This window comes from Hylemonella sp. W303a, assembly GCF_046452315.1.
Classification (GTDB): Bacteria; Pseudomonadota; Gammaproteobacteria; order Burkholderiales; family Burkholderiaceae_C; genus Hylemonella.
Map to the genome: position 1 here is coordinate 88,240 of NZ_JBKFDG010000006.1, position 20,082 is coordinate 108,321.

The following is a 20,082-nucleotide window of genomic DNA, read 5'->3' on the forward strand; positions in this document are numbered from 1 at the left end:
CCAGGGTCCAGCTGCTTCAAGCGGAGCACGGCCGCCACAGGCAGCATGCCCATGGACACCGACGCAGATTCATGTCAAACGCAGCGGCTCGCCAGAGCGCGCATCGACGGGTGCAAGCTTAAAAACGTTGACCGAGCGCACCATCTCCTGCGCCTGCGCACGCAGGCTGACGGCAGCAGCGGCCATCTGTTCGACCAAGGCGGCATTCTGCTGAGTCACGCCATCCATTTGCGTGATGGCCTGGGTCGCTTGACTCACGCCCATGCTCTGCTCGTGGCTGGCGTCCGTGATCTCCGCCACGATGCTGCTGACCCGCTGGATACTGCCGACGACTTCACTGATCGTTGACCCGGCTTGGTCGGCCAGTGCGCTCCCCTGCTCCACCTTCCCGACTGAATCGCCGATCAACACCTTGATTTCCTTGGCCGCCTCGGCGCTGCGCTGCGCGAGGTTGCGGACCTCGCCGGCGACCACCGCGAAACCGCGTCCCAACTCACCGGCTCGTGCCGCCTCGACCGCCGCGTTCAGCGCCAGGATATTGGTTTGGAAGGCGATGCCGTCGATGACACCAATGATGTCCGCGATCTTCGCCGAGCTTTCATTGATGCCACGCATGGTTGCAACCAGCTGCGCAACCACTTCGCCGCCCTCGGCAGCCACGCCCGAAGCGCTGCGCGCCAGCTCATTGGCCTGCCCTGCGCTGCCCGCATTGCGGTCCACGGTAACGCCAAGACGCTCCATGGAAACCGCCGTTTGTTTGAGCGCGCTGGCCTGACTTTCGGTACGCGCGGACAAATCCTGATTGCCGGTGGCGACCTCACTGCTCGCGACCTGGATGCCGTCCGCGGCGTGGCGTACGGCCGCGACAACGCGGGTCAACGCCGCTTGCATGCCGTCAAGCGCGCGCATCATGTCAGTGGCTTCATCCTTGCCGATCAGCGATGGATGGGTCGTGAAGTCGCCTTGTGCGATGCGCCCTGCAAACTCCTGGGCTTGCTGCAGGGGGGCCACGATGGAACGGCCTAGCCAACTGGCGATGAAGATGCCCAGCAGGCACGAGCCTGCGAAGGCGACGACGAACACCAGGAAGATCAGGCTCACGGCGCCATTCACTTTGGCGAACACAGTCTCACTGGTCTGCGCCAAAACGGCGTCCACGGAGCTGAGTTGCTCGAAGGCTTGAGTCCAGCCTGCTGCCTCCGCTGCTTTGAGGTCTAGCAAAGCTTCCTTGCTATCGGCATAACCGCTGTCGGCCATCTTGTTGGCGAAAACGATCAGCTTCTCCCGGTAGCTTTTCATGTGGTTCGCGAAGCTGGCGAGATCGTCCCGGGATTTCTGGGTTTTGACGCGAGCCTCGAATTCGCGCATGGCTTGGTCGATGGTGCGCTGAGCCTGATCCCACTGAGCCCGAGCGGCCTTGATGTCCTGGGTTTCAAATATCGACGCGGCCAATTGAGCCGCAGCGCCATGGCTCTCCAACAAGGCAAGTCGCGCGTTTCCAACAATGGTGTTGATGGGCAGCAGTTCCTGGGTGATGCCAGCCAGGCCCTGGCGCGCGACATGCAAGCCGAAGCCGCCGATGGCGACCACGATCGCCGACAAAAGCAGCAGCACCGCGAAACCCAATTGAAGCCGGGAACGAATTCTGAACTGACGCAACATGGAAATCCTCCTGGATTGGGACCTGTCCAATTTTCCGCCCCGCGGATGACAGCAAGAATCCTGCCCGGGCCAAAAAAGAAAAAGCCGGATGCTAGGCATCCGGCCAGTGGCGCACGAGATTCAGCGCGAGATCAGGCCGCCGCAGCGAGCGCCGCGTTGAAGGTCGCGCTCGGACGCATCACAGCCTCCAACTTGGTCATGTCGGGCTTGTAATACCCGCCGATGTCGACGGGCTTACCTTGCACATCGGTGAGTTCCTGAATGATCGCGGACTCTTTCTCGGCCAAGGTCTTGGCCAAGGGCGCGAACTTCGCAGCCAGAGCCGCATCCTCGGTTTGCGCCGCCAAGGCTTGCGCCCAATAGAGCGCGATGTAGAACTGGCTGCCGCGATTGTCGAGCTGACCGGCCTTGGGCTTGGGATTCTTGTCGTTGTCCAGGAATTTGCCTGTTGCCATGTCCAGGGTCTTGGCCAGCACCTTGGCCTTGGTGTTGCCCGTCTTGACGCCCAAGTCCTCGAAGGACACCGCCAACGCCATGAATTCACCCAGCGAATCCCAGCGCAGGTGGTTTTCCTCGACCAACTGTTGCACGTGCTTGGGCGCCGAGCCACCCGCGCCGGTTTCGTACATGCCACCACCGGCCATCAGCGGCACGATGGACAGCATCTTGGCGCTGGTGCCGAGTTCCATGATGGGGAACAAGTCGGTCAGATAGTCGCGCAGCACGTTACCAGTGACGGAAATCGTGTCCTGGCCCTTGCGGATGCGCGCGAGCGAGAACTTGATGGCTTCCACGGGCGGCAGAACCCGGATGTCCAGCCCCTTCGTGTCGTGGTTCTTGAGGTAGGTCTCGACCTTCTTGATCACATTGGCATCGTGCGCACGTTGGGCGTCGAGCCAGAACACGGCGGGCGTGTTGCTCGCTCGAGCGCGCGACACCGCGAGCTTCACCCAGTCTTGGATGGCGGCATCCTTGGTCTGGCACATGCGCCAGATGTCGCCCACCTCCACCGCGTGCTCGAAAATCACCGCGCCCGACTCGTCGCTCACGCGCACCACGCCATCAGCGGGAATTTGGAAGGTCTTGTCGTGCGAACCGTACTCCTCGGCAGCCTGGGCCATCAGGCCCACATTGGGCACGCTACCCATGGTGACCGGGTCGAGCGCGCCATTGGCCTTGCAATCGTCGATCGTGGCCTGGTAGATGCCGGCGTAGCAACGGTCGGGGATCACGGCCTTGGTGTCGTAAGACTTGCCATCCGCGCCCCACATCTGGCCGCTGTTGCGGATCATCGCCGGCATGGAGGCATCGACGATGACGTCGCTGGGCACATGCAGGTTGGTGATGCCCTTGTCCGAATTGACCATGGCCAGGCCCGGACCCTTGGCGTACAGCGCCTGGATGTCCGCCTCGATGGCTTTGGCGGTCGCCTCGGGCAGGTCTTTGAGTCGGGCGTACAGGTCACCAATGCCGTTGTTGGGATTGAAGCCGATCTTCTTGAGGTCGGCGTCGTACTTGACCAGCACATCCTTGTAATAGGCCACGACCACTTGACCAAAGATGATGGGGTCGGAGACCTTCATCATGGTTGCCTTCAGGTGGGCCGAGAACAGCACGCCCTGGGCCTTGGCGTCGGCCACTTGGGCTTCGAGGAAAGCGGCCAGCGCCTTCTTGCTCATGACCGAGGCGTCGATCAGTTCACCGGCCAACACCGGGGTTTTTTCCTTGAGCACGGTGCGATTGCCGTCCTTGGCGATCAACTCGATCTTGACGCTGCCCGCCTTGGCGATCAGGGCCGACTTTTCGCTGCCATAGAAATCGCCGCTACTCATGTGCGACACATGGCTCTTGCTCGTCGCAGACCACTTGCCCATGCTGTGCGGGTTCTTGCGTGCGTAGTTCTTGACGGCCAGCGGCGCACGGCGGTCGGAGTTGCCCTCGCGCAGCACGGGATTCACCGCGCTGCCCGACACCTTGGCGTAACGCTGGCGGATCTTCTTTTCTTCCTCGGTCTTGGGCTCGTCCGGATAGTCCGGCACCTTGTAACCCTTGCCTTGAAGTTCCTTGATCGCGGCCTTCAGCTGCGGGATCGAGGCGCTGATGTTGGGCAGCTTGATGATGTTCGCGTCCGGCTCCAGGGTCTTATTGCCCAGCTCGGCCAGGGTGTTGGGCGTGCGCTGCTCGGGCGTCAGGAAGTCGGAAAACTCGCCAATGATGCGCCCGGCCACCGAAATGTCGCTGGTCTCAACCTTCACGCCTGCGGGCGCGGCGAAGGTACGGATGATGGGCAGGAAGGAAGCCGTCGCCAGCAGCGGGGCCTCGTCGGTCAGCGTGTAGATGATGGTCGGAGTGCTCATGGAGATGTCTCGGGTGGTTTTCCCAGGAAGGAATGTACGCCCGCATTGTAAAAGGGCCTGGCCGCGCGGCCTTCAACGGGCAAGAGAAAGGGCCTGCGGAGATTGCCCCGCAGGCCCTTGATGGGTCCGCCCACCCGGGGGCAGCCGCGATCAGGCGAAGTTCTTGGCCGCGAAGTCCCAGTTCACCAACTTGTCGAAGAAGGTCTCGACAAACTTCTGGCGCAGGTTGCGGTAGTCGATGTAGTAGGCGTGCTCCCACACGTCCACGGTCAACAGGGCCTTGTCAGCCGTGGTGAGGGGCGTACCGGCCGCGCCCGTGTTGACGATGTCCACCGAACCGTCGGCCTTCTTGACCAGCCAGGTCCAGCCCGAGCCAAAGTTGCCCACGGCGCTCTTGACGAACGCTTCCTTGAAGGCCGCGTAGCTGCCCCATTTCTTGGTGATGGCTGCCGCCAGAGCGCCCGTCGGCTCGCCGCCGCCGTTGGGCTTCATGCAGTTCCAGAAGAAAGTGTGGTTCCAGATTTGGGCTGCGTTGTTGTAGATGCCACCGCTGGACGTCTTGACGATTTCCTCCAGGGTCTTGCTTTCAAACTCCGTCCCCTTCTGCAGGTTGTTCAGGTTCACCACATAGGCGTTGTGGTGCTTGCCATGGTGGAACTCCAAGGTTTCCTTGGAGTAATGCGGTGCCAAGGCATCGATGGCATAAGGCAGGGGAGGCAGGGTGTGTTCCATGGTGGTTCCTCGCGTTGTTGTGGATGAAACGTGATCGAAAGCGGAGTTTGATTGTAGGAAATAAATTTCGGCACTCAGGAAGGGCTCACTCCATAACCCTGCTAGCGGCGCTACTCATGAATCGCGGTCGGCCTGCGTGCGAGCAAGGTGATCGTGGGCTTGCACAGTGACGGACAGCGTCCCGTCCGCCAAGGTCGCGCGCAACGCTTGGCCCACGCTGGCCTGGGATGCTCGGGTGACGGCGTGGCCATCGGCATCGGTCAGCCAGGCATATCCCCGCTGAAGGACCAGGGAGGGGTCCAGGAGTTGCAATCGCAGGGCGGCCTGGTCCAGGCGCTGCCGGCAGGATTGCACGTCACGCCGGATCACTTGTGGCCAAGCTTCGGTCTGACGTAGCAAAGCCTGTCGTCGCAATAGCAACAAACGCGCCGCCGCATGCTGCAGGCTTTGGCCCAGGCCGTTGACACGCAAACGCTGGCGTGCCAAGCGGGTCGAAGGTCTGCCAAGGCGACTCAAGGCAAGGTCCAGCCGCTGTGCCGCCAAGTCCAGTCGGTCCCGCACGGCGTCACGCAACTGTTCCTGCAGCAGGGCCAAGGAACCGAGCCAGTTGGCCTGGGGTTCAGCGGCCAGTTCCGCCGCGGCCGTGGGGGTGGGTGCGCGCAGGTCGGCGACGAAATCCGCCAAGGTGAAGTCCGTTTCGTGCCCCACGCCGCTGACCACCGGCACCGGGCTACGGGCGATCGTGCGCACGACGTGCTCGTCGTTGAAGGCCCACAAGTCCTCGATGGAGCCTCCTCCGCGGACCAACAGGATCACATCAATCTCTCCCCGCGCGGACAAGGCATACAAGCGCTGCAGGGCCGAGACCAACTCAGCGGGAGCCGCCGCTCCCTGCACGGCGGCGGGTGCGATGCACACGGGCACGTGGGGCGCTCGGCGGCGCAAGGCGGTCGCGACGTCTCGCAGGGCAGCCGCGCCCAGGGAGGTCACGACACCGATCCCACGGGGCAAGCGCGGCAACTCCCGCTTGCGTGTGGCATCGAACAGACCCTCCGCTTCCAACTTGGCTTTCAGGCGCAGGAACTGCTCGAACAAGGTGCCCGCGCCCGCGCGCGCCATGCTTTCGACGATCAATTGGAGATCGCCGCGGGCCTCGTAGACCGACAGGCGCCCCCGGACCTCGACCTGGTCTCCCTCGCGGGGCGAGAAGTCCAGTAGGCTGGCGGCACGGCGGAACATGGCACAGCGAAGTTGCCCGCCATCTCGTCCATTCGGGTCCTTGAGCGTGAAATACGCATGCCCACTGGCGGCCAGGTTGTAGCCTGAGATCTCGCCGCGCACCGCGACGGGATTGAAGCGCGCGTCCAGCGTGTCAGCAACGGCGCGGCACAGCGCCCCAACCTGCCAGATACGCGGCGTGGATGCTGCAAATACCGGTTCAGACATCAGTGCGCACGCCCTCTGAACACCTGACGCGCCGCACAAAACCGCATGAAACTTGAATGTGCTGGACCGATTCCCGGGCTCGCGGCCGAGGACTACTCCACACGGCGCGGGCATGGCCCGCCATCCGCAAAACCCCTGAGTCATGGCGCGCAGAACACGAATCCACCGTGCAAGCCATTGATTTCATTTGATTTTTTGCTGCCTGTTTTGTCATCGTTTTGACGCGTGCCACGTATTTACGCGGCTTGGGCCGCTTCCTCGTGGGCTTGCCCACAAAGTTATCCACAGAATCTGTGGGTGGCGCGGACCACCCAAAAGCCACAAGGTCCAGCCCCTACCTGGAGACGGCGTGTCCCACGGCGCGCGCTTCGGCGTGACGCCCATGGCAACCCTTTGCACGTCGGCAAAGGCCTGGCATGAGCCCTGAGGCAGGTGGGCCATAATCGCGCAGCTTTATTGCCTCGGGTGCGCCCTCATGCGGCTGGCGCGCAGCCAGCACGACGCCCGTGCACCGTGTCTTTCCTCGTTGGAGAACCCTTTTGTTTTCGATCATACAAGCCGCCGGCTGGCCGATCTGGCCGCTGATTCTGTGCTCCATCCTCGGGCTCGCTTTGGTCATCGAACGGGCCCTCAGCCTGCAGACCGTGAAGGTCACCCCCCCCAACCTGCTGAACGAAGTGCTGCGGGCCACGCGCCGCACCATGCCCTCCAGTGACGTGATCGCGCAGCTCGAACAAAACTCTCCCCTGGGTGCCATGCTGGCCGCCGGCCTGCGTACCGCCCAGGCCACCCAATCGCATGCGAGCACAGCGGAAGAGCTGCGCACCGCCTTGCGGGAAGCCGTGGAAGACAGCGGCCGACTGGTCGCCCACAAGCTGGAGCGCTACCTTTCCGCGCTCGCCACCATCGCGTCCATCGCACCCCTGCTGGGATTGTTCGGCACCGTGATCGGCATGATTGAAATCTTTGGCTCGCAAGCCCCGACCAATGCCAGCGGTGGCGGCAACCCAGCGCAACTGGCGCATGGGATCTCCATCGCGCTCTACAACACAGCCTTTGGCCTGGTCATCGCGATTCCCACCCTGGTGTTCTGGCGTTATTTCCGGGCCCGCGTGGACACTCATTTGCTCGCCCTGGAACTCGCGGGCGAGCGCTTGGTGCAGCACCTGGTTGCTTTGCGGCAGGGCAACGCGCACAACACCGGCGTCTGACCACGAACGCCTCGGAAACAGAAACGCCCGCCATGCGCATCCATCTGCGTCGTCACTCGCGCTCCGCCAGCGAAGAGCCCGAAATCAATCTGATCGCCTTCATCGACGTGTTGCTGGTGATCCTGATTTTCTTGATGCTCTCGACCACCTACAACAAGTTCACCGAGATGAACCTGCGCCTGCCCACGGCGGACGCCGAGACCCCGCGTGACCGTCCCCGGGAAATCCTGATCACGATCAACAGCGACGGCGGCTACAGCGTCAACCGCGCGCCTTTGCCGGGCCGCAATGTGCAGGACTTGATCACCGCGCTGCGCCAGACCATGGGCAGCGCCGCCAATGGCAAGGATGCCGTGCTGATCATCAGCGCGGACGCCAATGCGCGCCACCAGTCGGTGGTCAGTGCGATGGAGGCGGCGCGTTATGTGGGGCTGTCTCAAATCACATTTGCGGCGCAATCCCCTCAATCGGCGGGACGCTGAACGCCTGCGCCCTCGCGCTTTTTCCCGCCCCAAACCATGCGCGCGCCCGCCTTCTGGCAAGCCCCCGTGACCGGTCAACCACGCCCTTGGCGAGACCGTTGCGCGATGTTCGCGCTGTGGCCGCTGTCTCTGCTGATGCGGCTGCTGGTGCGCCTGCGCCAGGGCTTGTATCTGAGCGGCATGCTCAAACGTCATGCTGCGCCCGTGCTGGTGGTGGTGGTGGGCAACGTGGTCGCGGGCGGCGGCGGCAAGACCCCCACCGTCATGGCCCTGGTGGAGCACTTGCGAGCGCGCGGCTTGAAACCAGGCGTGATCTCGCGTGGCTACGGGCGCCGAAAAGCCAAGGACGGCGAAGATTGTCGCGAGGTTCGGCCTGAGAGCCCGGTGGAAGAGGTGGGCGATGAGCCCGCTTTGGTGCGCCGACGCACCCACGTGCCCGTCTTCGTTGCACGGCGGCGCATCGATGCGGCGCGTGCCCTGCTGGCGGCTTACCCACAGGTCAACATCCTCGTCAGCGACGATGGCCTGCAGCACCTGGCCCTGGCACGAGACATCGAAGTTTGCGTCTTTGGTGACCTGGGCCTGGGGAATGGACTGCTGCTCCCCGCGGGCCCCCTGCGTGAACCCTGGCCGAGGTATGTGGACTTGGTGCTGCACACCGGGCAACGTCCAGCGTTCACGGGCCATGCGGCACGGCGCGCGCTTGCGAACACGGCCGTCGATGCGAGCGGTCGCAGCGTTGCCTTGGACAGCCTGCAGGGCACGCTGGTGGCCGTGGCAGGCACGGCCCGACCCCATGGCTTCTTCAACATGCTGCAAACCCGCGGCTTGGCATTGGCGCGCACGGACGCCCTGCCCGATCACGCAGGCTTGCCAGACTACGAGAACTGGCACGCCACGCTGCACAAAGAATTCGGGACCGGCCCAGTCACGGTGCTCTGTACTGAAAAGGACGCCGCGAAACTGTGGGCGGTTTGCCCCGAAGCGCTGGCCGTGCCCTTGGTGTTCGATCTGCCACAAGCCTTCTTGGATGAGTTCGACCGCCTGCTTCACGCGGCCTTCTCGGCGCAACTATCATCCACTTACACACACTGAACCTCGCGCCATCGCCGCGCCCACACCATGAGCCTGGACACCCGTTTGCTGGAACTGCTGGTCTGCCCCGTGACCAAGGGAGCACTGGAATATGACCGAGACAAGCAGGAACTGCGTTCACGCAGCGCGCGCTTGGCCTATCCGATCCGCGATGGCATCCCCGTTCTGCTGGAGAGCGAAGCTCGGACGCTGACCGACGAAGAGCTTGAACGATGAGCACCCGCACGCATTGCCACGTCACTGATCCTTGTTCCGATGTCTGACACCACCGTCTTGATTCCCGCGCGGCTCGCTTCGTCGCGCCTCCCCAACAAACCCCTGGCCGACATCGCTGGCCTGCCCATGATCGTGCGCGTGGCGCAGCGTGTGCGCGGTGGCCTGCCGAGCCATGTGCGCGTCGTTGTGGCGACGGACCACACCAGCATCCAGCAGGCTTGCGCGCAGCACGGTGTGCAGGCGATCCTCACGCGTGCGGACCATCCCAGCGGCAGCGACCGGCTCGCCGAGGCCTGCGAGCTGCTGGGCTTGCCCGACGAAGCCACCGTCGTGAACGTGCAGGGCGACGAGCCCCTGATCGACCCCGCGTTGGTCCAGGCCGTGGCCGATCTTTTGGTGCAACGACCCGAGGCCAGCATGAGCACGGCGGCTCATCCCATCCACGATGCTTCGGAGTTCGGCAACCCCAACGTGGTCAAGGTCGTGCTCGACGCACGCGGCCTGGCGCTGTATTTCAGCCGCGCCCCGATAGCGTGGTGGCGTGATGGCTTCGCGCAGGGGCTGCGGGAGCTCCCACCGGCAGGCGACAAATTCGCTACGCCGCTGCGCCACATCGGCATCTACGCGTACCGCGTGGGTTTCCTGCGCCAGTTCCCCAAGCTCGCGGCCGCCCCGATTGAAAACAGCGAAGCCCTGGAGCAGTTGCGTGCGCTCTGGCATGGCCATCGCATCGCCGTGCACATCACGCAGGACGCACCTGGCCCGGGCGTGGACACGCCTGACGATCTGGAGCGCGTCCGCCGCCTGTTTGCACATTGAGATTACGCACCGAGGATTACCCTGAGTGCGGCCCGCGAGCCCGGTGACCTGGGTTCGCCATGCTATCCTCAAGCATCCCCCGCAGGCTGCACCCTTGTGGTGCCCGGCCTGCGTCATCACTCTTCCCGAGGACATCCCATGAGACTGATCCTGTTGGGCGCCCCCGGCGCCGGCAAGGGCACGCAAGCGGCCTTTCTCTGCAGAAAATACGGCATCCCGCAAATCTCGACCGGCGACATGCTGCGCGCGGCGGTGAAGGCGGGCACGCCTCTGGGGCTGCAGGCCAAGGCCGTGATGGAGTCGGGTGGTTTGGTCAGTGATGACCTGATCATCAACCTCGTGAAGGAACGCATCGCCCAGCCGGACTGCGCGCCGGGCTTTCTGTTCGATGGCTTCCCGCGCACCATTCCGCAGGCAGAGGCCATGAAGGCCGCGGGCGTCAAGCTGGACTACGTGCTGGAAATCGACGTGCCCTTCGACGCCATCATCGAGCGCATGAGCGGGCGCCGCTCGCACCCGGCCTCAGGCCGCACTTACCACATCAAGTTCAACCCGCCGATCGCGGCAGGCAAGGACGACATCACGGGCGAACCTTTGGTGCAGCGCGACGACGACAAGGAAGAAACCGTCAAGAAGCGCCTGGACGTCTACAGTGCGCAGACGCGTCCGCTGGTGGACTACTACAGCCAGTGGGCCGCCAAGGACGCAGGCGCCGCCCCCAAGTACCGCAAAATCAGCGGGCTGGGCAGCGTGGACGAGATCACGCAACGGGCGTTGAAGGCGCTGGATGCCTGAAATCTTGCGGCGCTGATGAAGCGCACTCTATGCAAAAGGCCTGCATGTATCACCATGCAGGCCTTTTTCTTGGGTGCCGAGGTCCCGCAGTTCATGAACCTGATGACTGTGGGCACCACGACTCGACGGCAACGTCACGCCACTGCGCACCGTTGCCATGACAAGTGACCATCAGGAGGATGCGGCGATCTGAAACTGTGCTTTGTTCGCTGCGCCTTCCAGCCAAGCCGGCGCACGACCACGCCCGGACCAGGTTTCACCGGTTTCGGGGTTCCTGTACTTTGCCTCGACGGCGTCGGTGGGCTGAGCACCGGACGAGGTTTGGCTGATCTCCTTCGCGGTGAATTTGTGCTTGGCCACGAGCTCACGCACGGTCAGGAGGGCTGCATCACGCTCCTGCTGGCGGAGTTCGGCGATGCGTTTTTCGTAGCTGGCCTTCTGCGCTTCCAATTGCTCCAGGCTCAGGTCGTTGATTTCAAGGCTCATGGGTTGACTTCCTAAGGGTTGCCGGCTGGACACGAAAGTATTTCGCCCAGATTCAAACACTGATTTTTTGATCAGTGGCTGATATTTTATACAGCAATCAGGATTTTGGGCAACTCGCGCGAGGATCGCGCCCATGGCAACGACACCTGACAGACGCTCAGGTCGGACTGGATCGCAACCCAAACACCTGTTCGCCCACGAACAGGTATTCCGCCCGCAGAAGGGCATCACCCTTCTCATCGGCGAAGGTGAATCCCAGCACGCCGACCTCGTCCCCCACCTTGAGCGGAGTGACCCCCCAGGCGTTCATGCGCGAGAGCGGGGCCAGTTCGACCTCCCAGCGCCGTTCCGAGCGGCGCGGCAACTGGGCCTGCGCCAGCAAGGCGGCACCGTCCACCGGCGCGCTCTGGGCGGGCAGACGGCGCTGTTTCAAATCAGGGGGAAGACTGGGTGTGGCGGGCCGCTCCAGCACGAATTCAGCATGGGGGTTCTGCCAGCGCACGCTGACCACGCGGCCGTGCAGCCAAAGCGGGCGCTGCTGGTCAAAACTGCTCCAACCGTGATGCGCCTGCGCGGCTGCGGGCAGCGTGAGCGTGGCGAGCACAAAGTGACGGCGTTGCATGGGAACTCTCCTTCAAACAGCTGTGAACCAATGCCGTGAATCACACGTAAGCGATCCAGCGGCCGCAGCCCAGCACGGCCAGCCAAATCAAGGTGGACAAGACCATCTGCACTCGAGCGAGTGCGTCCAGCTTGTCGAGGGAAGCCCGGCCGTGAAACCAGCCCGCATTACACGCCGCCAGCATTAACAACAGCATCTTGCAGGTGAATGCGCGGTTGGCGATCAGCTCGGCGGCTTGGGTGAAAAACATCAGCAGTCCGGAGACGGCGGCCAAGCCGAATCCGACCACCGCAAGCGTGAGCGCCAATCGGGCGAGATCACGCACGGGCAAGCCGCCGCCCCAGCCAAACACCCGAATCTCCAGCAGCACCAGATTGCCCACCAGCAAGGCGACACCGCTCAAATGCACGACTTCCAGCGCTGGATAGGCCCAGGCGCTGGACACGATGCCTGCCGCGAGGTCAGCGCTCATCCAGCAGTTCCAGCATCAGGGACAGGCGCGCCTTGACTGGACTCAGGTCCGTGGTCGCGAAGCCCATGTCAACTCCTACCGCCCCTGAATGCCCCGCTTTCAACCCGCCTTCCGCACAACGAGTGGCAATCACCACGCGCACGCCGTGCGACTGCGCCTCGCGCAAAGCGGCTTCCAACTCCCGATGGAGCGTGCCATTGCCCGTGGCAGCCACCACCAGGCCGCGCAAGGGGGAGGCCCCCGAGCGCATGGCCATGTCGGGGTCACAGAGAGTCCGTACCAGGGCACCGCTGGCACCCGCATGGCTGAGCAAAAGTTCGACGCGCGGCCAGGCTGCAGCAGCCAACATGCTCGCCAGCCGGTTCGCTGGCGGTGGCGCAGCCGATCCAGGATCCTCCGCCAGCGACCAACGCACCGAGGAACCGCCCAAGTCAGGGGGTTCGTCCACGAGCCGCGCAACATCAGGTGCACCGCTGGAGTCAAAGGCATCGAGCCGGGTTGCATGGACTTTGCGCACCGCCCGAGCGCTCATCACACGGCCCGCGCACACCGACAACACGCCCTGCGCCGGCGGTTCGACCAATACCTGCAAGGCGTCACGCAGATTGCCGGGGCCATCGGCGTCCGGTGCATCGGCAGGCCGCATGGCACAGGTGAGAACGACCGGTTTACCGTGTGCTTGCATCAGAGGCGCCAGCCCCAGTTGCAGGAGCCAGGCGGTTTCCTCCAACGTGTCGGTGCCATGGGTGATGAGGACACCACGCACCTCGGCCTGTTCAAGCCAGTGGCGGCACCGCCTCAGCAAGTTTTGCCAAACCGGCACGTCCATGTCCTTGCTGTCGATCTGGGCAACCTGCTCGCTTTCGATCGCGAGCCCGGTCAGCGCGGCGGGAATGGTCAAGCCGGCCAGCAGGTCCTCAATGGGCTTTTGGCCCGCCACATAAGCCCCAGCGCCCCTTTCTGGCGTGGAAAGCCCGGCAATCGTGCCTCCGGTGCCGAGAACCACGATTTTTTGCGCCTTGTCGGAAGTTTTTGCTTGCATTCTCTGAAAAACTGTTGAAAAATACAGTTACTGGATATGAAGACAGTTGGATAGCAATACAGGAGCACCACCATGGACTTGCCGCAAGACGCCCCCACCGCCAAGCTCACGGCCCGCCAGCAGCAGATTCTGGACCTGATCCAGAGCGCGATTGCCAACACCGGCGCGCCGCCCACGCGCGCGGAAATCGCCACCGAACTCGGATTCAAGTCCGCCAACGCGGCAGAAGAACATTTGCAGGCGCTGGCGCGCAAGGGCGTGATCGAGCTGGTCAGCGGCACCTCGCGCGGTATCCGGCTCAAGGGCAAGGCCTTGCGCGACACCCTGTCTTCGTCCTTGTCCAGTATCGGTGAAAAAGTGGCCTCTGGCGTTGCCCAACTGGCCTTGCCCCTGGTGGGTCGTGTGGCTGCCGGTTCACCCATTCTTGCCCAGGAGCATGTGGACCAGACCTACTACGTCGAGAGCTCGCTGTTCCAGCGCAAGCCGGACTACCTGCTCAAGGTGCGCGGCATGTCCATGCGTGATGCGGGCATCATGGACGGCGACCTTCTCGCGGTACAGACTGCCAAAGAAGCGAAGAATGGCCAGATCGTGGTGGCGCGCCTGGGCGAGGAGGTCACAGTGAAGCGGTACCGCCGCAACAAGGACGTGGTGGAACTACTGCCAGAAAACCCGGACTACCAGCCCATCGTGGTCGAGCCCGGTGATGCCTTTGAAATCGAGGGTTTGGCCGTGGGCCTGATCCGCAACACCATGCTGATGTGAGGCTCACACCATGTCCGCAATGACTTTGTCTTCTCCCAGACTCTTTTCCCTCGCTAGCGCGTCGACCCTCAGGCCCGCCCTGAATGCGCCCAACCGCTCGTCGGTGCGCGTGGTGCGCGCCCGGTCCAGCATGCTGTCGAGTGACGCCTCGCCCACCGCACAGCGCATGGTCATTTCGGGCAGGATGGCGGAGGTCTGTGCCGAACTGGAACGCATGACTGCGGGCCTTGCCGGGCAGCATCGCTGACCTTCGGTTCGCTTGGACGGGCAGGCCAAGCCCACCGCATCTCGGTCATCCACTTTTGGGCATCCATTCTTGGGTTCCCACATCGGGCTCAAGCCCTGACAGTCCCGCGCAAGACCGACGAGGCCAGCTGTCGCATGCACAATAAGGTGCATGAACACCGTGATACTGGACGACTACCAAGATGTCGTCCGCCACCTTCAGTGCACCGAGAAATTGGCGGGGCTGCCTTGGAAGGTCTACAACAACACAGTCAAGGGGCTCGGGCAACTCGCCATCCGTTTGCGTGACGCCGAGGCGCTGGTACTCATTCGAGAGCGCACTTCCATCAACCGCGCGTTGCTGGACAAACTTCCCAAGTTGAAGTTCATCAGCCAGACCGGGCGCATGGGGACCCACATTGATCTGGCAGCCTGCACAGAACGGGGTATCGCCGTGGCCGAGGGCTCCGGTAGCCCCATTGCACCGGCCGAACTCACTTGGGCGCTGATCATGGCCGCGACACGACGGCTGCCTCACTACATCGGCAACCTCAAGCAAGGCATCTGGCAAAGAACAGGGTTTGACAAAGCAGTTGGAGCCACCGAGGGTCAAGCTGCCTGGCCACCAGCCTTGGGCCTGGGCGTGTCCTTGCGCGGCAGGACCTTAGGTGTCTGGGGCTACGGCAAGATTGGGCAGATGGTGGCGGGCTATGGACAGGCCTTTGGCATGCGGGTCCAAGTCTGGGGCAGCGAGGCGTCCCGACGCCAAGCCGCTCAGGACGGTTTCGAAGCCGCCACCAGCCGTGAGGTGTTTTTCTCCAGCAGCGATGTGCTGAGCCTGCACCTGCGTCTGAATGAGGCCACGCGCGGCATCGTGACCGCGCAGGACCTGGCCCGCATGCAGCCCACGGCCTTGCTGGTCAACACCTCGCGTGCGGAGCTGATCGAATCCGATGCCCTGTTGCACGCGCTGCGTCAGGGGCGGCCCGGCCTGGCAGCCATTGATGTGTTCGAATCCGAGCCCATTGCGGCCGATCATCCCTTGCTCGGACTGGGCAACTGCATTTGCACTCCCCACATCGGCTACGTCGAACGGGACAACTACGAGCTGTACTTTGGAGCGGCCTTTGACAACCTGCTCCGCTACATCCAAGGTCAGCCCTCGAATATTGTGAATCCCGAGTCCCTGGCTCGGTGAGCTGTCCGACGCGACACCCGGCCGTCCCGTGGGCTCCTGAACCGCTCCGATAATCCTCGACATGAGTACATCATCCTCGGAATCCTCACCCGTTTTCCCCCGCGTCGCGCTGGTCGGCGCGGGAGCCATGGGCCGAGGGATCGCGCAGATCGCGGCCCAGGCAGGCACGACCGTCACCCTCTACGACACGAGCCCCGAGGCCGTGGCCAGCGCCGTGCACTCCATCGGCGAGCAGTGGGACCGGCAGGTGACCAAGGGCAAGCTCACGGCACAGGCCGCCAGCGCCTGCAAGTCCCGGCTGCGAGCAGCCAGGCAGATCCAAGAGTTGGCCGACTGCGATTTGGTCATCGAAGCCGTGATTGAAAACCTCGAGGTCAAGCAAAAGCTCTTCGTGGCGCTGGAAGCCGTGGTCTCTTCGCAGACGGTGCTTGCCACCAACACGTCGTCCTTGTCCGTCACCGCGATTGCGGCAGCGCTGAGTCAACCACAGCGGCTGGCGGGATACCACTTCTTCAACCCCGTCCCGCTGATGCGGGTGGTTGAGGTCATCCCAGGCTTGAGGACGGAACACGCCGTCTGCAGTCAACTCGCAGCGTATGCGCGCCAGATGGGACACCAGCCCGTCCAGGCCCAGGACACGCCAGGCTTCATCGTCAATCACGCGGGGCGCGCCTACGGGACCGAGGCCCTGCGCCTCGCCAGCGAGGGCGTGGCCGATTACGCGACGATCGACCGCATCCTGCGCGATCAAGTGGGCTTCAAGCTCGGTCCTTTCGAGCTGATGGATTTGACCGCCCTGGACGTGTCGCACCCGGTGATGGAATCCATCTACCACCAGTATTACGAGGAAGCCCGCTATCGCCCCAGTGTCATCACAGCTCAGCGCCTGGCTGGGGGCTTGCTGGGGCGCAAAACCGGCGAAGGGTTTTACCGCTACCGGGAGGGCCAGGCTGAGCTCCCCCCCGAACCGGCCGTCCCCGAAGTCCCGGAGCTGCCGCCGGTCTGGGTATCCCCCCGCGCCGCGCGCCGCGCCGAGCTGTACCAGTTGCTCAAAGACCTGGGTGCGAAGATCGAAACCGGACAATCACCCTCGGCCGCCGCGCTCACGCTGGTCGCACCGCTGGGCCATGACGTGACCACCGTGGCCGTGGTCGAACGCTTGGATCCCGCGCGCACCCTCGGCATCGACCTGTTGGTCGAGGATGCGGCGACCCGGCGCCGCGTGCTGGCGACCAACCCAGCCACTCGGCGCGACATGCGGGACGCCGCGCACGCACTCTTCGCGCGCGACGGCAAAGCCGTCAGCGTGATCCGTGACAGCGGCGGTTTTGTCACCCAACGCGTGGTCGCCGGCATCGTCAACGTGGCCGCGGACATCTGCCAGCAGCGCATCTGCACACCCGCCGATCTGGAAACAGCAGTCACCTTGGGCCTGGGCTACCCGCTGGGGCCTCTGGCCATGGGAGACCGCTACGGCCCGACCAATGTGCTGGAAGTGCTTTTCAATCTGCAGACGGTCTATGGAGACCCGCGTTACCGTCCCAGCCCTTGGCTGCGTCGACGGGGCGCCATCGGTCTCTCACTGCTGCACGAAGAAGAATGAAAACCTCCCACGAATCACCTCAAGCAAAGAAGCAATGAGCGCGCAACTCAAAAGCAGCAGCCTGGGCCAAACCATGGTGCTGACCCTCTCCAACCCCAGCCAGCGCAACGCCTTGGGCCCGGCCATCTATGCCGCTGGCATCGAGGCGCTGAACGTCGCCGAGAGCAACCCGGACATCCGCAGCGTCATCCTGACCGGCGAGGGGTCGATGTTCTGCGCAGGGGGAGATCTGAACCGCCTTCAAGCCAACCGCCAGGAAGCTCCGGCGGTGCAAGCGCAAAGCATCGATCAGTTGCACAGCTTCATTGAAGCCATCCGCACCTTTCCCAAGCCGGTCATCGCCGCGGTCGAAGGCGCAGCGGCGGGGGCGGGGTTTTCGCTGGCGCTGGCCTGCGACTTCATCGTCGCGGCCAGCGACGCGGTTTTCGTGATGTCCTATGGACAAGTCGGCCTCTCGCCGGATGGCGGGGCCAGCTGGCACCTCGCACAGGCCCTGCCCAGGCAACTGGCGAGCGAGCTGTTACTGGGGGCGGAGCGCGTCCACGCCTCGCGCCTGCATGCGCTTGGTTTGGTCAACCGCGTGAGCGAGCCCGGACATGCCCTGGACACGGCACAAGCGCTGGCGGAGCAATTGAACGCCAAAGCCCCGAACGCGCTCGCCAGCGGCAAGGAGCTGCTGGAGGCCGCCGCCAGCAACAGCCTGCATGCGCAGCTGTCGGAAGAGCGCGACCACTTCGTTCGCAATCTGCACCACCCGAACGCGGGGATCGGCATCGCCGCTTTCCTGGGCCGCCGCACGCCCGAGTTTGAGTGACGGCACCTGCCGTTCTACCCACCTTAGTCACCGGCCGTCGCGCACCGGACAGGCCCCCAGCCCACGAACCCGCACGAGTCACCCAGCGGACAGACCATGGACGAACCCAAACTTACCATCGAGGAACGGACCGCCATCAACGGGGGCCGCTGGTTCTCTTCACTCTCGCCCACCCTACGCCACGACATCCTCCGATGCGCCTACGTCATGCGTCACAAAGACGGCGAGTTGCTGGCCGCGCGCGGCGACCCGCCCGAGGACTGGATCGCCTGCGCCAAGGGAGCCATCCGTGTCAGCTCCACCACCCTGGCGGGCAAGCAAATCACCCTGGCTTACGTGGAGCCAGGGGTTTGGCTGGGCGACACCGCGCTGTTCGATGGCGACTTGCGCACGCACGACGCGTATGCGCACGGGGACACCAGCACACTGCGCGTGGCCAAGGCGGATTTCCAGAAGCTGCTGGACACGCATGCCGAGTTGTACGCAGCCTTGTTGCGCCTGCAGGCACGGCGCATTCGTTCACTCTACGGCTTGGTGGAAGACCTCAACACCCTGCCCTTGCGCGCGCGCTTGGCCAAGCAACTGCTGCATCTGATGCGCAGCTATGGCACACCTTCTCTGAATGCAGCGCACGAAACCCGCATCGGCTTGCATTTGGCGCAGGAGGAACTGGCGCAGTTGCTTGGAGCGTCCCGCCAGCGCGTGAACCAGGAACTCAAGGCGATGGAACGCGAGGACGCGATACGCATCGAACCAGGGGGCTTGGTGGTGCGCAGCCGCGAAGCATTGATGCGCATCGTCGAGGCGGAGCAGACCAGGGAACCCTAGGCGCTGCGGCAGACCAGGCATGACGCACACACCCAAACAAGCGAGGAGACCATGCCGACAACCGATAGCGAACGCGACAACCCCTATGTCGGCACGCGCCCCGTGCCACCTGCCCATGCCCTGGACACGGGCGTCTTGCAAGCCTGGCTCGCGAAACACCTTCCCGGGTTCAGCGGTCCCTTGACCGTGGAGTCCTTCAAGGGCGGACAGTCCAACCCCACGTACAAGCTGGTCACGCCCTCTCGCAGCTATGTGATGAGGGCCAAACCCGGGCCAGTCGCCAAGCTGCTGCCCTCGGCCCATGCCATCGAGCGTGAGTACGCGGTGATGCGCGGCCTGGCTGGCACCGAGGTTCCTGTGCCAGAGATGCTGGCTTTGTGCGAGGACGAAACCGTCATAGGGCGCGCTTTCTACATCATGGCCTTCATGCCGGGGCGAGTGCTCTGGGACCAGTCCCTGCCCGGCATGGCCCCCTCGGAGCGCCGCGCCGTCTATTTGGAAATGAACCGGGTCATCGCGGCGCTGCACAAGGTGGATTTCACCGCGCGAGGCCTGGGCGACTACGGCCGGCCAGGCGCGTACGTGGAACGCCAGATCACACGCTGGGGCAAGCAGTACCGCGCATCCGCGGATGGCGCGGGTGAGCTGTCCCAACCCATCCAGGAAATGGAACAACTGCTGGAGTGGCTCCCGGCTCACCTTCCCGCCAGTGCGCGCGACGACAGCCTGGTCGGCATCGTGCACGGAGACTATCGGCTCGACAACTTGATGTTTGACGCCGTCGAGCCCAAGGTGATCGCCGTGCTGGACTGGGAACTGTCCACCCTGGGCCACCCCCTCGCAGACTTTGCGTACCACTGCATGACCTGGCATATCCCGCCAGGGGACTTCCGCGGCATCGGTGGCCTCGACCTCCAGACCCTGGGCATTCCGCTCGAAGACGAGTACATCGCCCTTTACTGCGCGCGCACGGGCAACCATGGCGGACGCATCAGCCCCGTGACGCTGCGCGCGGACTGGAACTACTACCTGGCCTACAACTTGTTCCGGATCGCCGCCATCCTGCAAGGCATCGCCAAGCGCGTCGAAAACGGCACTGCCGCCAGCGCGCAGGCGCGCAAGTCCGCCGCAGGCGCCCGCCCCATGGCCGCCCTGGCCTGGCAGTTCGTGACCCAACAGCGCTGACCCGACGCCCTACTCACCTGCCACACG

The 20,082-nt window shown here is 63.9% G+C and carries 21 protein-coding genes; 12 read left to right on the top strand and 9 right to left on the bottom strand.

The window, feature by feature from the left end; translation table 11 throughout:
- Window positions 1-69 precede the first annotated feature (69 nt).
- The 4 genes from ACLBKS_RS12435 to xseA form a co-directional block, all read right to left on the bottom strand.
- Complete coding sequence (locus ACLBKS_RS12435) at window positions 70-1,662, bottom strand: methyl-accepting chemotaxis protein (RefSeq protein WP_410193123.1); 1,593 nt, start codon at window positions 1,660-1,662, stop codon at window positions 70-72.
- Window positions 1,663-1,793: 131 nt separating this feature from the next.
- Window positions 1,794-4,019, bottom strand: coding sequence for an NADP-dependent isocitrate dehydrogenase (locus ACLBKS_RS12440; protein ID WP_410193124.1), 2,226 nt, complete (start codon window positions 4,017-4,019; stop codon window positions 1,794-1,796).
- 150 nt (window positions 4,020-4,169) lie between these two features.
- Window positions 4,170-4,751 (bottom strand): superoxide dismutase, encoded by a 582-nt coding sequence (locus ACLBKS_RS12445; RefSeq protein ID WP_410193125.1) that lies wholly within the window; start codon window positions 4,749-4,751, stop codon window positions 4,170-4,172.
- A 114-nt stretch (window positions 4,752-4,865) separates the two neighbouring features.
- On the bottom strand, window positions 4,866-6,197 hold the full coding sequence (gene xseA / locus ACLBKS_RS12450) for an exodeoxyribonuclease VII large subunit (protein ID WP_410193126.1): 1,332 nt from the start codon (window positions 6,195-6,197) through the stop codon (window positions 4,866-4,868).
- A gap of 539 nt (window positions 6,198-6,736) precedes the next feature.
- Here xseA and ACLBKS_RS12455 point away from each other — a divergent pair.
- The 6 genes from ACLBKS_RS12455 to adk all read left to right on the top strand — a co-directional run bounded on the left by ACLBKS_RS12455 (window position 6,737) and on the right by adk (window position 10,815).
- On the top strand, window positions 6,737-7,408 hold the full coding sequence (locus ACLBKS_RS12455) for a MotA/TolQ/ExbB proton channel family protein (RefSeq protein ID WP_410193127.1): 672 nt from the start codon (window positions 6,737-6,739) through the stop codon (window positions 7,406-7,408).
- A 32-nt stretch (window positions 7,409-7,440) separates the two neighbouring features.
- Window positions 7,441-7,890, top strand: coding sequence for an ExbD/TolR family protein (locus tag ACLBKS_RS12460; RefSeq protein ID WP_410193128.1), 450 nt, complete (start codon window positions 7,441-7,443; stop codon window positions 7,888-7,890).
- A gap of 36 nt (window positions 7,891-7,926) precedes the next feature.
- Window positions 7,927-8,985, top strand: a complete 1,059-nt coding sequence (gene lpxK / locus ACLBKS_RS12465; RefSeq protein ID WP_410193129.1) for a tetraacyldisaccharide 4'-kinase — start codon at window positions 7,927-7,929, stop codon at window positions 8,983-8,985.
- Window positions 8,986-9,018: 33 nt separating this feature from the next.
- Entirely contained in the window at window positions 9,019-9,201 is a 183-nt protein-coding gene (locus tag ACLBKS_RS12470) for a Trm112 family protein (protein WP_410193321.1), read from the top strand.
- A 39-nt stretch (window positions 9,202-9,240) separates the two neighbouring features.
- Window positions 9,241-10,020, top strand: coding sequence for a 3-deoxy-manno-octulosonate cytidylyltransferase (gene kdsB / locus ACLBKS_RS12475; protein WP_410193130.1), 780 nt, complete (start codon window positions 9,241-9,243; stop codon window positions 10,018-10,020).
- A gap of 138 nt (window positions 10,021-10,158) precedes the next feature.
- Window positions 10,159-10,815 carry an adenylate kinase gene (adk, locus tag ACLBKS_RS12480; RefSeq protein ID WP_410193131.1) on the top strand — a complete coding sequence of 219 codons (657 nt, stop codon included), beginning with the start codon at window positions 10,159-10,161 and terminating at the stop codon, window positions 10,813-10,815.
- 171 nt (window positions 10,816-10,986) lie between these two features.
- Here adk and ACLBKS_RS12485 read toward each other — a convergent pair whose 3' ends face one another.
- The 4 genes from ACLBKS_RS12485 to ACLBKS_RS12500 are packed head-to-tail and all read right to left on the bottom strand — an operon-like array spanning window position 10,987 to window position 13,437.
- A complete protein-coding gene (locus tag ACLBKS_RS12485; RefSeq protein WP_410193132.1) occupies window positions 10,987-11,436 on the bottom strand; it encodes an H-NS family nucleoid-associated regulatory protein in 450 nt (149 codons plus the stop codon).
- 22 nt (window positions 11,437-11,458) lie between these two features.
- On the bottom strand, window positions 11,459-11,923 hold the full coding sequence (locus tag ACLBKS_RS12490; protein WP_410193133.1) for a DUF6152 family protein: 465 nt from the start codon (window positions 11,921-11,923) through the stop codon (window positions 11,459-11,461).
- A 40-nt stretch (window positions 11,924-11,963) separates the two neighbouring features.
- The gene (locus ACLBKS_RS12495) at window positions 11,964-12,395 is read right to left on the bottom strand and encodes a hypothetical protein (RefSeq protein WP_410193134.1); all 432 of its coding nucleotides are present in this window, start codon (window positions 12,393-12,395) and stop codon (window positions 11,964-11,966) included.
- Entirely contained in the window at window positions 12,385-13,437 is a 1,053-nt protein-coding gene (locus ACLBKS_RS12500) for an asparaginase (RefSeq protein WP_410193135.1), read from the bottom strand. The genes ACLBKS_RS12495 and ACLBKS_RS12500 overlap by 11 nt, the downstream gene beginning before the upstream one ends.
- Before the next feature lie 72 nt (window positions 13,438-13,509).
- On the opposite strand from ACLBKS_RS12500, the gene lexA reads away from it, so the two are divergent.
- A complete protein-coding gene (lexA, locus tag ACLBKS_RS12505; RefSeq protein ID WP_410193136.1) occupies window positions 13,510-14,202 on the top strand; it encodes a transcriptional repressor LexA in 693 nt (230 codons plus the stop codon).
- A 3-nt stretch (window positions 14,203-14,205) separates the two neighbouring features.
- Here the strand turns inward: lexA and ACLBKS_RS12510 are convergent, their stop codons facing one another.
- Window positions 14,206-14,418 carry a hypothetical protein gene (locus ACLBKS_RS12510; protein WP_410193137.1) on the bottom strand — a complete coding sequence of 71 codons (213 nt, stop codon included), beginning with the start codon at window positions 14,416-14,418 and terminating at the stop codon, window positions 14,206-14,208.
- Window positions 14,419-14,599: 181 nt separating this feature from the next.
- Here ACLBKS_RS12510 and ACLBKS_RS12515 point away from each other — a divergent pair, with 181 nt between their 5' ends.
- The 5 genes from ACLBKS_RS12515 (at window position 14,600) to ACLBKS_RS12535 (ending at window position 20,055) form a co-directional block, all read left to right on the top strand.
- Window positions 14,600-15,625: a D-2-hydroxyacid dehydrogenase family protein gene (locus tag ACLBKS_RS12515; RefSeq protein WP_410193138.1), complete on the top strand. Its 1,026-nt coding sequence runs from the start codon at window positions 14,600-14,602 to the stop codon at window positions 15,623-15,625.
- A 61-nt stretch (window positions 15,626-15,686) separates the two neighbouring features.
- Window positions 15,687-17,228, top strand: coding sequence for a 3-hydroxyacyl-CoA dehydrogenase (locus tag ACLBKS_RS12520; protein WP_410193139.1), 1,542 nt, complete (start codon window positions 15,687-15,689; stop codon window positions 17,226-17,228).
- 34 nt (window positions 17,229-17,262) lie between these two features.
- Window positions 17,263-18,042, top strand: coding sequence for an oxepin-CoA hydrolase, alternative type (locus tag ACLBKS_RS12525; RefSeq protein ID WP_410193140.1), 780 nt, complete (start codon window positions 17,263-17,265; stop codon window positions 18,040-18,042).
- Between the two features lie 96 nt (window positions 18,043-18,138).
- Window positions 18,139-18,870, top strand: coding sequence for a Crp/Fnr family transcriptional regulator (locus ACLBKS_RS12530; RefSeq protein WP_410193141.1), 732 nt, complete (start codon window positions 18,139-18,141; stop codon window positions 18,868-18,870).
- A gap of 51 nt (window positions 18,871-18,921) precedes the next feature.
- Window positions 18,922-20,055 (top strand): phosphotransferase, encoded by a 1,134-nt coding sequence (locus ACLBKS_RS12535; RefSeq protein ID WP_410193142.1) that lies wholly within the window; start codon window positions 18,922-18,924, stop codon window positions 20,053-20,055.
- The last annotated feature ends 27 nt before the right edge of the window (window positions 20,056-20,082 follow it).